This window comes from Pectobacterium cacticida (assembly GCF_036885195.1).
Classification (GTDB): domain Bacteria; phylum Pseudomonadota; class Gammaproteobacteria; order Enterobacterales; family Enterobacteriaceae; genus Pectobacterium; species Pectobacterium cacticida.
This window is the reverse complement of the sequence record NZ_CP133656.1, coordinates 632,259-647,104: the sequence shown is the minus strand read 5'-3', so window position 1 is coordinate 647,104 and position 14,846 is coordinate 632,259. Positions and strand designations below refer to the sequence as shown.

The 14,846-nt window shown below is 48.3% G+C and carries 14 protein-coding genes; 13 read left to right on the top strand and 1 reads right to left on the bottom strand.

Translation table 11 applies throughout. The annotated features are described in order from the left end of the window. Positions 1-223: 223 nt before the first annotated feature. The gene (locus RFN81_RS03015) at positions 224-1,261 is read right to left on the bottom strand and encodes a hypothetical protein (protein WP_264497724.1); all 1,038 of its coding nucleotides are present in this window, start codon (positions 1,259-1,261) and stop codon (positions 224-226) included. Positions 1,262-1,876: 615 nt separating this feature from the next. On the opposite strand from RFN81_RS03015, the gene RFN81_RS03010 reads away from it, so the two are divergent. The 13 genes from RFN81_RS03010 (at position 1,877) to RFN81_RS02950 (ending at position 14,844) form a co-directional block, all read left to right on the top strand. Further along, positions 1,877-2,098 (top strand): hypothetical protein, encoded by a 222-nt coding sequence (locus RFN81_RS03010; RefSeq protein WP_205947880.1) that lies wholly within the window; start codon positions 1,877-1,879, stop codon positions 2,096-2,098. 78 nt (positions 2,099-2,176) lie between these two features. Next, on the top strand, positions 2,177-2,842 hold the full coding sequence (locus RFN81_RS03005) for a lytic transglycosylase domain-containing protein (RefSeq protein ID WP_264497723.1): 666 nt from the start codon (positions 2,177-2,179) through the stop codon (positions 2,840-2,842). Continuing rightward, on the top strand, positions 2,839-3,120 hold the full coding sequence (locus tag RFN81_RS03000) for a TrbC/VirB2 family protein (protein ID WP_107332632.1): 282 nt from the start codon (positions 2,839-2,841) through the stop codon (positions 3,118-3,120). The genes RFN81_RS03005 and RFN81_RS03000 overlap by 4 nt, the downstream gene beginning before the upstream one ends. Before the next feature lie 9 nt (positions 3,121-3,129). Beyond that, a complete protein-coding gene (locus RFN81_RS02995) occupies positions 3,130-5,865 on the top strand; it encodes a VirB3 family type IV secretion system protein (RefSeq protein ID WP_264497722.1) in 2,736 nt (911 codons plus the stop codon). A gap of 23 nt (positions 5,866-5,888) precedes the next feature. Continuing rightward, the gene (locus RFN81_RS02990; protein ID WP_264497721.1) at positions 5,889-6,605 is read left to right on the top strand and encodes a type IV secretion system protein; all 717 of its coding nucleotides are present in this window, start codon (positions 5,889-5,891) and stop codon (positions 6,603-6,605) included. 10 nt (positions 6,606-6,615) lie between these two features. Continuing rightward, on the top strand, positions 6,616-6,840 hold the full coding sequence (locus RFN81_RS02985; protein WP_264497720.1) for an EexN family lipoprotein: 225 nt from the start codon (positions 6,616-6,618) through the stop codon (positions 6,838-6,840). Between the two features lie 11 nt (positions 6,841-6,851). After that, on the top strand, positions 6,852-7,892 hold the full coding sequence (locus tag RFN81_RS02980) for a type IV secretion system protein (protein ID WP_264497719.1): 1,041 nt from the start codon (positions 6,852-6,854) through the stop codon (positions 7,890-7,892). Between the two features lie 220 nt (positions 7,893-8,112). Continuing rightward, the gene (locus tag RFN81_RS02975; protein ID WP_264497718.1) at positions 8,113-8,796 is read left to right on the top strand and encodes a virB8 family protein; all 684 of its coding nucleotides are present in this window, start codon (positions 8,113-8,115) and stop codon (positions 8,794-8,796) included. Beyond that, a complete protein-coding gene (gene virB9 / locus RFN81_RS02970; protein WP_264497717.1) occupies positions 8,793-9,686 on the top strand; it encodes a P-type conjugative transfer protein VirB9 in 894 nt (297 codons plus the stop codon). The genes RFN81_RS02975 and virB9 overlap by 4 nt, the downstream gene beginning before the upstream one ends. Beyond that, complete coding sequence (gene virB10 / locus RFN81_RS02965; RefSeq protein WP_264497716.1) at positions 9,683-10,906, top strand: VirB10/TraB/TrbI family type IV secretion system protein; 1,224 nt, start codon at positions 9,683-9,685, stop codon at positions 10,904-10,906. The genes virB9 and virB10 overlap by 4 nt, the downstream gene beginning before the upstream one ends. Then, positions 10,896-11,912 carry a P-type DNA transfer ATPase VirB11 gene (gene virB11, locus RFN81_RS02960; RefSeq protein WP_264497715.1) on the top strand — a complete coding sequence of 339 codons (1,017 nt, stop codon included), beginning with the start codon at positions 10,896-10,898 and terminating at the stop codon, positions 11,910-11,912. Before virB10 ends, virB11 begins: the two co-directional genes overlap by 11 nt. Positions 11,913-11,954: 42 nt before the next feature. Next, entirely contained in the window at positions 11,955-12,257 is a 303-nt protein-coding gene (locus RFN81_RS02955) for a conjugal transfer protein (RefSeq protein WP_264497714.1), read from the top strand. Between the two features lie 724 nt (positions 12,258-12,981). Next, a complete protein-coding gene (locus RFN81_RS02950) occupies positions 12,982-14,844 on the top strand; it encodes a type IV secretory system conjugative DNA transfer family protein (protein WP_264497713.1) in 1,863 nt (620 codons plus the stop codon). Positions 14,845-14,846: the final 2 nt, after the last annotated feature.

Genomic DNA, 14,846 nt, shown 5'->3' with positions numbered 1-14,846 from the left:
CTCTCTTGGCACATAGCAACCCCTTCAGTTTGGAGAGGAGACCCTCTTCCCAGTTCAGCCATGACCACATTCATCGTCGAAGAGGACCTACAACTTCAGCCTGACGCTAGCGGGTTTCAGCAAACTTGGCTGTGCGACAGGTTATATACATCCTGACGGTTACGTTAGCTGGCTAAAGATCTCGACTGGCGTCTGGAAAGCATCTTCACCGCAATGATGTGCGTTATCGAACATTCGGGGACATTATCGCCTTCATGTCACTGGCAAGCGCCTCTGCCCGCTTTTCCAAAACAGCTAGCATGAGGTCTTTTTTATCCTTTACTCTAACTAGATAATAGAAAGGTTTACTATTCGTGCAGGTTAAACGTGAGAATGTATAGTCATCATGATGTGGTATTAATGCGCGATAGTTTCCTTCAGAGATAAACATAAAACGGGCATTAGGATGTTCGCTAAGCAACATATATGTATCATTGCAAAAAAAAGTGTCGCGCGTATCATATTTCATGGCCAATTCGAAACCGAATTTGATGATAGAAAGCGCTTGTACATTAAATGCAATATATGAAATATAGCCAATAATAAACAGCGGAGCAAAAATCGACATTGAATAGTTAATATCAAAAGAGGATTTCTTCTTTACTTTTTTTGCTTTCGAGGTGATAGAAGATAAAACAGCAATAAAAACAAAGTAAATAACATAATAGAAGATAAAAATAAAAAATAACGCTGTAACTACAGTTATGAGCTTATTGAGTGTGGTGTCAAAAGGAATATCCAATGAATTAGATGTTAGCGAACGTGCGAGATAGTATGAGATCAATGAGACGATTAGCCATGAATACTTAACTGCTAGCTTTACTCTTAGAGCTATGCTTTTTTCTTTGTTATCGATTGATTTTATATGGGATACGACAGTGTAGATAATTAATATTGCAGTTATGAATATTAGTGTATTCTGAATGACGATACCAATATAGCTGGAAATTTTAAATGAAATACAGGTTACCAAAAACAAAAATGTCGAAAATAATGCCGCCCTTGGCGTTTTCTTATAATTATGCCGAAAGCGAGTGACAGATTGATTAAACGATGTTTTATTACAGTAAAAGTGCACAATTAGCCCGCTAAAGATAATCATACCTAACCAAATAACAATGGGGTATAGCTGCGTTCTCTTCGGCGTGACGAAGAGTATTGCCATATAGAACAATAAAAAATTCGCGATACCAAAATTTAATGAATTCCATATTTTTTTCATAGAAGTTCTGTTTAACAATAAGTTATCCTATTGAGATTTAGAGATCGTCTTTATAACAGACGCCAGCAAAATAGGAAATTAAATCATGGTCGAGGAAAGGAAAAAAGTGATTTACAACAGATTTAACAGATATATCAGAGGATATGTTCGCGGATTTTCTTCAATCCCCATCCTATGAACAACGCATTTTAGGCAATGCCTGATACGTTCAAGCGGTGAAACCTATTAAGCATGCAGCAATAGCCAATATTTCCCCCTTTTGACACAAAGCTGTCTGTCATATTAGGTATGTCCATAAGCGACAATTCAAAACCAAGCCAACCCTTCAAATAATCACCACACTACACATTTTCTCTCTCACCCCCTTTTTGATTTTCTCATTCTCATCCTGACGCTGATATCGCACGCTAATCGCGCCACCTTCCACTGGCGAGCTTTATGGACGTTTATTCGTCCGGGGCGGGTATTGCTCTTTAAAAATATGAACCGGGCTGTCACGCAACCACAATTCAGGATGCCGCTGAATGTTCTCGCTGACCCGTTGAAACCGGAATGCAGAATTGGGATGTGATCGATTGAGTTAATTCACCATGACTTTTTATTAAAGGAAATAGCATGAGAAAACCTACCTATCACGTGTTTGTCACGCAGGAAAACCAGCCCAATTCTAACGGAGAGAAAAACACTTACTGGACAAAGGTCGGCGTAGCGTTCGCTCATAACGGCAAACCTGGATTGAACATCGTACTGACACCCGGTATTGCTGTCTCCGGTAAGCTGGTTCTCCTTGAGCCGAGAGACGATAGCGATACGCCGCAGGCACCCCAGCAAGATTAACGCTCAACTCACCCTCCTTTGCCCTTGCCATCGACTATCTGATGGCTACGTGTGGCTAGATTTGTTACCGAGGCAACCATGCTTTCACCCACTGCTTTTCTGGCGGCGGTCATGCAGTGTGCCGCCACAATTCACCCATCCACCGCGTCTGATGTGGCGAAAGTAGAATCCAGCTTTAATCCTTACGCTGTCGCTGAGATTGTGCCAAAGAAAGAGAGAACACCTGGCAGTGCAGGTGTCATTTCTCATCAGCCCACCAGCAAACAAACTGCCATCAACATCATCAACCAGGTAGTCGCAAAAGGTCGCCGCTATTCGGTCGGGCTGATGCAAATCACCAGCACTAATTTCAGGCATTACGGCGTGACCGCCCATGACTTGTTAGACCCCTGCACCAATCTATCCGTTTTTGAACGCATTCTTACCGATTGCTACCAGCGAGGTGGCACGTTGAAAAGAGCACTCAGCTGTTACTATTCCGGTAATTTCGATACGGGTCAGCAGCCAGAATCTGCCTTTAACCAAACCAGTTATATCCAACGTATTGGCTATGTGGTCCCGTCAACGCGGGAAGATCTCAAGCGTAGTACCACCAGCCAATCCACTTCAGATATTCATTATCCGCCCACCGTCCTACGCGGTGAGCTTACCGATAAATCCATACCGGTTTTGACCTCCTTGCACTATCCCGACGCCATCCTTCGCGGCGATGTATCCCTACCTGTAATTAATGAGGAGCAATGACGATGCAAAAACGTAAATACTGGCCTGCGTTTTCTTCCCTGTTGATATCAACCCAAACGCTGGCAGCCGGGAGCGGATTTAATAAAGCCAACGATACACTGAGTAATACCTCCACCGGCTTGCTCGGACTGGCCGCCGTCACGATCACGCTGGCAACCATGTGGGTGGGTTACAAAGTGCTGTTTGACGGTAAAAGTTTGCATGACATGCGCAACGTCATTATCGGAGCCATCCTGATTGTCGGCGCATCGGGCTTTGGTGCTTATTGGGCATCCTAGGGGGAACCGATGACCACCTTGAACAAAGCACTGACCCGCCCTGCCGCCATTATGGGTATCCCTCTCGTTCCGTTCGTGATCGTCAGCGGGGCTATCGTCCTGCTGTCGGTCTATATCAGCTATTACCTTGCGTTGTTATTGATTCCAGCTTGGCTGGAAATGAAAGCAAAAGCTCGAACGGATATTCATTATTTCGGACTGCTGTGGCTGGCCTTTAAAACCCGTGGGCGATTTGCCACGAATCGCCATTTCGGTGCCAGTGCTGTGCTGGCAAGCCACTATGACACCGTCGATGTTTCGGAGTTTACCGATAAGATGAAATTAAACGAACGCATCACACTGGATAAATACATTCCCTACTCTTCCCACATTCATCCTCACATCATAAGAAATCGCGCCGGTGATTTAGTCGCTACCTGGGAATTGGGCGGTACTGTTTTTGAATGTGAGGATGAACATCATCTGACATTGCTAGCAAGCCACCTTAACAACCTGATCCGCTCGTATGAAGGGCTACCTATGACCTTCTATATCCACCGCATACGGGAGAAATATCAGGATGGCTTTGAGGCCAATTCGGGCATTCCCTTTTCGGATGAAGTCACGGAACGCTATTACCAGCCACTAAAAGAGAAACCACTCTGGCGGCATCGGCTTTTTTTCACCGTCTGTTATGCCCCGTTCTCCACACTAGAGAAAAAAGTCATGAAGACGCAGCCAGCCGGAAAAAGGAAAGAGGCGCTGAAAGGGATACTGGAACACCATGAAGCCATCCACACCACCCTGTCACGTTACGTGGCAAAGCCATTGGGCCTCTATGAGGAAAAAGGTCGGGTTTACTCTTCGCAACTGGCTTTCTACCATCGCCTGATTAGCGGCAAATGGCAGAACGTGGCGGTGACATGCACACCGTTTTATCACACACTCAGCACGCCGGATGTGTTCTTCACCACCGATACCGCCGAATGTCAGACGGTCGGCGGTTCCCACTTCTTCCGCAGTATGGAAATTAAAGACTATTCACCGGAGACCTATACCGGCCTGCTCGATGCGCTGCTGTATGCCGAAAGCGAGTATGTACTGACGCAGTCTTTTACCTGTATGGCACGGGATGAAGCGCAAAATCATATCCGACTGGCGGAAAAACGGCTGAATTCAACCGACGATGACGCCATTTCACAGCGTGAGGAATTGATCGTCTTACGCGATCTGCTCCAGTCCGGGCATGTGTCTTGCGGCAAGTATCACTTCTCCCTGCTGGTCTCGTCGGTCAGTGCCGATCAAGTGGTAAAGGAGACCAATGCGCTGGCGCAGCCTTTTAACGATCTCGGTATCATGACATCCCTGTCTACGCTGTCGTTACCTGCCGCTTATCTGGCTCAACTCCCTGGCGTCTACTCGCTGCGACCGCGTCTGGTGGTGGTCAGTAGCCAGAACTACGCGGATATGGGGGGTCTGCACAACTTTCATTCTCACAAGCGCAACGGCAATCCATGGGGTGAGGCTATCGCCATTCTGAAATCCCCCGGTGGTGGCGGTTACTATCTGAACTTGCATGACAGTCAGGCAGGACGGAATGACTTCAATGAGAAAACGCCGGGGAATACTGCCATCATCGGTAAAACCGGTTCAGGAAAGACCCTTCTGATGACGATGATGAAACAGTTGATGCAGAAGTACCGTAATCCGGCGACATTTTCCACCTCTGCCACCATCAAACGGCTGACCACCGTTTACTTTGATAAAGACAGAGCGGCAGAAATGTCGATCCGCCAGATGGGCGGTCGCTACTTCCGTATCCGGACAGGTATCCCTACCGGATTCAACCCGTTTTCACTTGCTCCCACACGACGGAATATCAGCTTTATCAAGCGACTGATTCGGATGCTGTGCCGTCGTGACGGTAAGCCACTTGATCCCCGCGATGAAGAGCGTATCAGCACAGCGGTGGACACCATCATGCTGGACTACCCGCCGGAATATCGCCGTTATGGTATTACCCGATTGCTGGAAGTGTTGCCCGAACCACCGACCAAGGAGGCCCGAACTAACGGTCTGCGTATACGCCTGAAACAGTGGGCGCAGGGCGGTGAGTTTGGCTGGGTGTTCGATAACGAGGAGGACACGTTCAACATCAGCAATATTGATAACTTTGGTATCGACGGTACGGAATTCCTGGATGATGACGACATACGTGGGCCGATCACCTTTTACTTACTGTACCGCGTCACCAGCCTGTTAGATGGTCGCCGACTGGTGATGTTTATGGATGAGTTCTGGAAATGGCTGGCTGATGTGGAGTTTTCTAAATTCTCCCTCAACATGCTCAAGGTGATCCGCAAACTGAACGGCATTTTTATTCCCGCCACCCAGTCACCCGATGAAATCGTCAGGCATCCCATCGCTCCGGCGATTATTGAGCAGTGCAGTACCCAAATTTTTCTCGCCAATCCCAAGGCCAGCCGTGCGGATTACGTGGAGAAAATAAAAGTCCCTGAAAGCGTTTACGACATTGTTCGCAGCCTCGATCCGAGCGAGCACTATATGGTTGTCCTGAAAACACCACTGCGTGCTGGTGAAACTCGCCCGTTTGTCGCCATGGCAAGGATGGATTTATCGGGCCTCGGAAACATCACCAAAATCCTGAGCGGCAGCGAAGACAACCTGAAAATATTTGATGCTATTTATCAGGAAGGCATGTCCCCTCAAGACTGGAAAGAAACGTTCCTTAACCACGCTATCTGATATTCACCTCGGAGGTCATCACCATGCAAACCAGAAAGATGTGTCTGGCATTATCGCTATTGATGTCTACACCAGCGATAAGCGCCGGTATCCCAGTATTTGATGCCGCCAGTAATACCGAGTCGATTAACCAATGGGTACAGAAACTCCAGCAATGGCAGGACACAGTCACCCATTATAAAAGCGAGCTTGATGCCTATAAGCAGCAATTAGCGACCGCAACAGGTATACGAGATATTCAGGGATTTCTCATCGATGCTAAAAACCTAAAAAACGATATCGAACATCTTCGTAAAAATGGTATTTCACTGGATGACCTGCTGACCAACTCAAACGGTTATTATTCTTCTGACCTTCAGCGCCTATATAAAAAATATCAATCGTTCGATATTTGTAATCAGTCCAGTTCATCGCAACGTTATCTGGAAAGTTGCAAACAACTTGTCCTCAATCAGGCGGTCTCGATTGAGAATACCAGCGATGTTCAAAACAAGATTAATAGCACATTAAACGATATATCAGACTTATCCGACCGTATTGCCAACGCCAAAGACTCGAAAGAATCACAGGACCTAGCTAACGCGGTGGCAGCCAAAAGCGTACAATTGAACGCATTAACCAGCCAATGGGAAATGTCAGTCAAGCAGGCTGAACAGCGAGCCGCGATGTTGACTCAACAGCGGCAAAAAGTATTCAATGAACAACAACTCGCCGCTCCGATTCCTGACTTTAATTATTGAGAGGGTAAGAATGAAAAAGTCACTTTGCATTTTTCCGATTATTTTAAGCTCATTATTTCTGTCGGGGTGTGATAACCCGAAATCAACGCAATGGTACAAAGAACATCCGGATGAAATGAACCAGCGATATAAAGCGTGTGAATCATCCGGCGATGACTCCCAAGATTGCAAAAATGCACGAGAAGCGCGATTTGAACTCCGTCAGGAAAATGCCAAGGTTCCCGATTTGAATTAAAGGGGTAATCTATGTCAGGTGGTATGTTTGTTGGAATGAACAACACGATCACTGACGGTTTACATGCCGTACTGCGGGGACAAACCTCCGTGTACGGCGATATGGTAAGCATTATCGCCGTCAGCTCCTTCACGTTATTTGTCACTTATCGGGGTTATCAAACCCTGGCTGGAAAACTCCAAACGCCTGTAGAAGATGTCATATGGGATGTCGGGCGAATGCTATTAATCATGACGTTCGTTTTAAATCTCGATGGTTGGTTGGATTTAGCCATTTCGGCCATTAACGGATTAACCGACGGCGTCAGCGGTGATGACAACGTCTGGGTGTTACTGGATACCGTCTGGGCGAAAGCGCAAACGATAGGACAAAAGCTTTATCAACAGGATGATTCCACCTATGTAAAACTCAACGGCGGTATTGCCCAACTGCTGGTCTGGGGAGGTGCAATCGTCACTCTGCTATTTGGTTCGGCAGTTAACCTGTTAGCCGGAATTATCATTGTATTAATGACCACCACTGCACCGTTATTTATTTTCTGCCTGCTGTATGGATTCCTTATTCCAATGTTTAACAACTGGCTGAAAATTATCTTCACGGTGATCCTGACGATTATGTTTTCCGCGTTATCCATCAGGATTGTCATTAATTATCTCAATGGCTTATTAGATAAAGCGGTTAACTTTGCAGATAGCGCCAATATCATCACACTGGGTGTTCAGTGCTGCGTTGCGGGTGTTATTTCAGGTGTCATTATCTGGTTTTCAGCAAAAATCGCGAACGCATTAGGTGGCGTAGCCGTTCAAGCAGCACTACAGGGTGCCGCTATGGGCGGTCTACGTGGGCTGGCGAAACCGTCTTCTGACGCAGCGAAACCGGTCATGAAAGCCGGTGCGACAGGTGCGCGACTTGCGACAAAAGCGGGCGTCAGCGCCGCTACTGCAACAGGTTCACTTATCGCCGCAGGCACCAGCAAAGCCCTATCCGCATGGCAAAAACGTGCGGCTTCTATCGATAGCATGAAGCGTTTCAATCAACAGCGTAACCGCTAATCTCCTTCTAACCCCATCCCTCCATCTCATGCCGCGGCAACCGCCATCGGTATGGTATTTCTGTCTTCGACAAACATAGGTATCGATATGAAATCCAGCCTCGTCTTTCTGATGCTGTGCGTCCTCACGGGCTGTGCGCAGCATCGGCACGACCTCCCGCCGGTATCTGGCGATCCTCAACCAGTTAATTCTCCCGCAATTATTCAGGAGCTGACAAAGCATGTCTGAAACAGAAAACATCATTGCGTCATCCCGCGCCTTTGAATCTGTCCTGCTGGAAAAGGATGAACGGGAAAAAAAGATGGCGTGGCGAATAGCGGCCATAGGGTTTGCTCTGGCCGCAATGGCGATCACTGCACTGATTATTCTGCTGCCGCTGAAAACCACCGAAATCGAATTATGGTCAGTGGATAAACAAACCGGGCGTTATGAATATATGACCCGGATTAAAGAGCAGAATATTTCCACAGAGCAAGCGCTGGCTCAGGCGTTAGCGGCGCATTATGTCAGGCTCCGCGAGGGCTATAACTATTTTGCTCTCCAGCGTGATTATGACGATGTGCAGTTATTCAATAGCGACAGCGTGAACAGGGATTATCTCGATGGATTTAACAGCAATCAGGCACCCGATATCATTTTCAATAAAGCGGAATATGTCGTGTCTATCGACATTATTTCCAACGTTCACGCGACCGCGACAAATCCTGACCATCTGGCGACCTTACGCGTTAAACGGACTATCCGCCGCATTGTCGATAACTCGGTTAAAACAGATGTCTGGAACATTCGCCTGACTTATCGCTACCTCCCCCGCAAACAACTGACAGACAGCCAGCGAGAAGTGAACCCGCTGGGGTTCATCGTGACCAGCTACCAACGCGATAAAGAACTGAGGGGTGAATGATGCTGAAAACAACAGTGATCTTGTGGCTCTTTCTGATGTCATCCACAGTCTGGAGCGCGGCGATACCGAGATCCAGTACATATGACAGCCGAATGCAGAATGTCACCTATAACAGCCAGAATGCGACTATCGTCAACACCCGCCCCGGCTACCTCACCACACTCCTGTTTGATGACGATGAAGAAGTTATCGACGCGCAGGCAGGCTTTCCAAAGGGCTGGAAAGTCACAAAAAGTGATAACCGAGTCGGTGTCAGTCCAAACCCTATCACCCAGCCGGTAACCGATGATAACGGCAACAACGTCAATAAAGTGTTTCTGCCAACGGCGAGCGAGTGGAGAACCAATCTCTTTGTCGTGACATCGAAGCGCGATTACAGTCTGGAACTGAACGTACTGGAGAATGACTCGCCTTTTCAGGCCTTTATTATCCGTTTTCGCTATCCGGATGACGAGCGCAGGCAAGCAGACGCAGCCAGCGCAGTGCGTCTGAAACTCCTGCGTGAAACACAGGAAAAGCAGCGGATAACGACAGCCTTCGAGCAGGCTACCACGCCGCGTAACTGGCTTTATACCAAGCGAGTCGCAGCCGGTTCAGCATCGATTGCACCAGATTTCACTTATGATGATGGCCGCTTTATCTATCTCGGTTTTTCTCCCGTCAAAATCCTTCCGTCAATCTTCCGGATCGTTAACGGGCAGGAACAGACCGTAACACCCCGCATAACCAAATACGGAAACCACACCGTGGTCGTCGTGCGGGCAATGTCGCCACAGTTGGTGTTGCGCTATGGCGGTTCGGTAGTCGGGATTGAGAATACGTCATTCGGCAACGCCACCGTTGGCAGCGGTGACACCGTTTCACCTGTCGTCACACTGGAGGCCAGATGACTGATAAAGCAGACTCAGAGACAACGGAAAAAACCGTGGCGGAGCTGGAGGCTGAAGCCCGTGAACGCGCCCGTTCAGCGATGGCGAGTCAGGCACCAGAGCAAAACACACCTCCCGGCCAACCTGAAGTGACCCGCTTCAAAAAAGCCTCCAGCCCCCGGACGCTGCTGGTCAGCCTGCTGAGTCTGGGCGCATTGATTGCACTGGCATTGGGTGGTGATCGCTTCCTTGTCGCATTAAAGCAACGCGATGATAAGTCGGTTGAAACCCCAGTCCCGCCATCAGCCAATACCAGACAACATGAGCGTAAAAACCTCGGCATGGACAATAATCCGTTCGGCCTGTTCGGCCAGGACAAACAGGAAATCGCAACAGATAATCCCCCAATACAGACTGCACCACCGTCAGAGCCACCTGCTTTAAATAAGGCGGCGGCACTGGTCGATGGGTTAAGCAATGATTCAGATACCGTACAGAGCAGCAACGCACAGTATTCAGAAACTGCCCCCTCTGGCAGCACACAGAGCAAGAACACCACCACAACGCCTAGCACAGAGGCTAACGACACCAATCCCGGTGTCGCAAAAGTGACCAGCGTTAGGCGACTGGGTCTCGATCCCAATCTTTACCTTCCGGTTGATCGCTATATTCCATGCTCAATGATGCAGCGTTTTGTCTCTGACGTGGGTGGTCGTATTTCGTGCCTCATCGGTGAAGATGTCTACAGCGCCAACCATTACGTGAAGTTGCTCCCTGCCGGAACCGTCGTCAGAGGGTTCTACCGCACCGGGGCGCTGCAACATGGCCGGAGCCGGATGTTTGTCATCTGGACGGAATTACGCACACCGGAACCCGGTAGCCTGCAAATCCCACTGATTGATACTGAAGCCACCGGTCCATTGGGTGAGGCCGGGATTAGCGGCTGGATTGATACCCATTTCTGGGAACGGTTCGGCAATGCGTTGATGTTGAGCACCGTACAAGATGTGGCTGCCGCCGCATCAGATTCAGCACCGGGGAAAGACCGCAATACCGATTACACCGAAAACACTCGCGCTGCCGCGTCAGAAATGGCGAAAACGGCGTTAGAAAACAGCATCAATATCCCGCCCACAATGTACCTCAATCAGGGCGATGTGATCGGCATCATGACCGGTACGGATATCGATTTCTCTTCCGTTTATCAACTACGTCTAAAAAAGAGGTGGTATGAGCGCTGAAAATCTGTCGCTGGATTTTATGAAAAACCAGTTGTTCGGCGATTATCTCAAACTGGATGGCCTGACGGAAATCGCCATTAACCGCCCCGGAGAGATCCACACCAAAATACACGGTCGATGGCAGAAGCATGATTCTCCGGTTACGTTGCGTCAGTGCCATGCGTTTGCCAAAGCACTGGCCTCATGGAATGAGGATAATATCGATGATACCTCCCCTATCCTTTCCGCAACATTAGGATCAGGTGAACGTGTCCAGACCATTATCCCCCCAGCCTGTGAGCGGAATACCGTATCGATTACGCTGCGAAATCCGTCATTTGAGCAGAAAACACATCAGTCCTGGATTGATGCCGGGTTTTATAACCGGATAGCGGGTAAGGAGAGAAACAAAAGCAAAGATGATGAACTGACCAGATGCTACAACAATGGTGATACTCCCCACTTTATCGAAAAGGCCGTCGAGTACGGTAAAACGATCTTTATTGTTGGTGAAACCGGCTCCGGTAAAACCACCTATATGAAGACGTTGCTGCACTATATTCCGTCACATCTCAGGCTAACCACGATTGAAGATAATCCTGAAATCCGTTTTTACCACCACGCTAATTATGTTCATCTGTTTTACCCGGCGGATGCCGGAGACAAGGCGATTATCACACCCGGCAGACTTATCAGAGCGAATTATCGAATGAATCCAGATCGGATTCTGCTGGCGGAAATTCGTGGGCGGGAAGCGTGGGATGCGCTGAAAATTATCGGCTCTGGGCATGAAGGCCTTATCACCTCCCTGCACGCAGGCAGCCCGGAAGAATGTATTGAAGGGATCATTGACCGCTGTTATGAAAATCCTGACTGTAAAAATATCCCGTTCGATGTGCTGTTACGCAAGGTACTTAAATGCGTAGATATCATCGTCAGCGTAGATATTCACGGTGATATTCGCCGAATGGGGGATATTTATTTCAAACCTGTACACCTCCATCAAATGAAGAAAACATTCAGATAGACGAACAGTTAAACCCCTTCACTCCCAATAAAGGTATTTGATATGAAAACAATCATATTCACCACCTGCCTTTTCTGCATGAGTTTGCTACTACCCTCTTCCGTAATGGCCGCTGATGCCTGTGAAATTGTTTTATGTCTGTACGGTAAAACAACCGGTAACGACGGAGGAAATGGATGTCAGTCTGCTGAAAGCTCTTTCTTTAATGTTGTAAAAAAGAACAAACACGGATTTCACTCCAACCGTACCGCCGATGCCCGAAGAGACTTATTGCTCGAATGCAAATCAGCCGACCCGAAAATTATCGACCAGATAATTAATAAATTTGGCCGCGTGCGTAATTGAAATCAATGAAAAACGGTAATAACAATATCTGGATTATTACCGATTCCCCTGTCAAATCGAGATGGCAAACTCGGCACCAGTCGTGACGGTTTTAGGCTTTTTAATTTATGCGAATAGCAGAAATTTAAAAGTGGCGTAAGGCGAGTAAATTCAATTTCGCAGAAATAGCTAATTTGCGTCGCCGAACCCATCTGCAAACAGCCGCGCCCACGCGGATTTTGCAGACTGGGGGAGCCGAATAAATTTCGCCGCCCCAGCGAGCGAAAAGCTATCGCCCACGATAGCGGTTTATTTGGGGGGCTTGCCCCGCACACCGTCGCAGCTAAGTCTCCGGCCAAAAGCCGGTAGCGTGGCGCGACCACCCGCTTTGAAGGCGTTTTCCCATTTTTTCGCTTGGCCGGAACGGACAAAAGAAAAAATAGGCGAAAAACGGCGTCTCAAAGGGGGTGGTCGCGCGTAGCGGGCGACGGTGTGCCGCCTTTGACCTTGGGGGTTTTGGCGCGGCGTCCAGCCGCGACATTACCCCCATGTGACAGTTCATCAGGGCGTCCAGCCCGCATGAACTGGCGCACGCTGTTTCGTGCAGGGAAGCATGCTTTCCGACACATGGCCGCAGAGCGGTCACCTTCTTCGCCCCAGACGTTCGCCCCGCCTTTTCGCCCAATACCGTGGGGCGAATTGATGGGGCGATGCGTTGGGGCGAGTCGCTGACAAAGGAGGCACCATGATGTTAAATAAGCTTGCCGTTTCACTGTCGCCGATAGTGAATGATGTGCTGTCCTTTATTGATGTTATGCAACAGCATCAATTGGTGCTGGCGTTATTATCGGGACTAACCCTGCCGTTTTTCGCTTCAATGAAAAGCGACGATCGGCAGAAAGCCCCGTTATGGAAAAAGCTGATCATTACTTTTTCCCTGCTGTGTTTCCTGTTTGGCACGGTGGGTCCCTTACTTATTAGCGTTTTTAGGTGGCTTTATAACGTTCGGATACTTACCCGCATTCCCATTCTGGACTGGTCAATATTAATTATATTTACCGTGGCAGGGTTTATTCTCCATATTAGTCTGCGCCGGGCATTAACGCCTGAACTGGATAAAATAAAAAAACGACTCATCAAAAAGACCAGTCTTGAACGGGAATTACGCACCGATGTTCGCACGGTAAAATCCCTACTGCCGGAAACGCTGCATTATAATCCGCTGGATTATATCAACCTAAATAAGGGTATTTTTATCGGGATGGACAGAGAGCAACAGCCGATGTATCTCCCGTTAAAAGACTGGCAAAGACAACATGCGGATATTATCGGCACCACCGGAGCTGGTAAAGGGGTCGCAACCGGCATATTGCTTTATCAAAGCATTCTGGCTGGTGAAGGCATTTTTGTTATGGACCCAAAAGATGATGAATGGGCACCGCATCTTTACCGCAAGGCCTGCGAGGATGCAGGCAAACCCTTTGCCTTAATTGACCTGCGAAAACCGCAATACCAATTAAATCTGATTGAAAATATTACGCCTGACGAACTGGAGGAATTGTTTGTTGCGGGATTCAGCTTGGCGGAAAAAGGTCAGGAATCTGACTTTTATCGTATCGACGACCGGAAAGCTGCTCGTATGGCGGCACAATTTGTCAGCCGTAATACCGCGTCAACCATCCGGGATGTTTATAACGGTGAATATGTTCAGGGCATCGCGGAAGATATTAAAGCTTTTTTCGGCAAAATTGAGGAATTGGCGTTGCTCAATGCCATCAACGCGCCAAAGGGATGTTCACTTAAACAGATCTTTGATGAAGGCGGCTGCTGTTATGTCATCGGCTCGATGCGCAACAGCAAAATTATTACCGCACAGCGTATGCTGCTGGTACGTCTGTACCAGTTAGCAGAACGGCGCGACCGGGTAAAAGAAACGCCCCGCCCCATAGCCATCTTCCTCGACGAATTAAAATACCATCTGTCAAAACCGGCGCTGGAGGGGTTAGGCGCAGCACGGGATAAAGGCGTACATATTATTATGGCGCATCAGTCCATTGCCGATTTAAAAGACTGCCCAGCGGATTTAAAAGGCGATGCAGTTGTGGGTGCAGTCGTTGAAAACGCTAAATTCAAGCTGGTATACCGCGTTATGGACCCGGATACAGCGGAATGGGTAGCGAGAATGTCTGGCACCATCTTAGTGGATGATGAAATCCGCAAAGTCAAAACTGATGCCGTACTGACGGAAACCATCGACGGTGAACGTACTATCAGACAGGCCGAGCGTTTCTTTATCGACAGCAATATGATCCTGAACCTGCCCGACTTTGTCAGCTTTATCTTTACAACGAAAACACTTCCCTCGGCCTCACTGATTTCCCCCATCAGGGTACAAAAACGCGAGCTGGAGATCTATTCCGTTTCTCCGGATATTGCCGCATCGGCAGCACCGGCAAAAATCGCGCTGGACTTCGACGAGGAAGGAGCGACACCCGCTTCAACAACCAATGTCGCGGCAACCCGGCCCGATCTTTTCTTTGAAGGGGAAAGTAAATCAGCAAAACCGAGATCTGATGATGACGAAACACCGTCCTTGCTCAATTTTTAGGA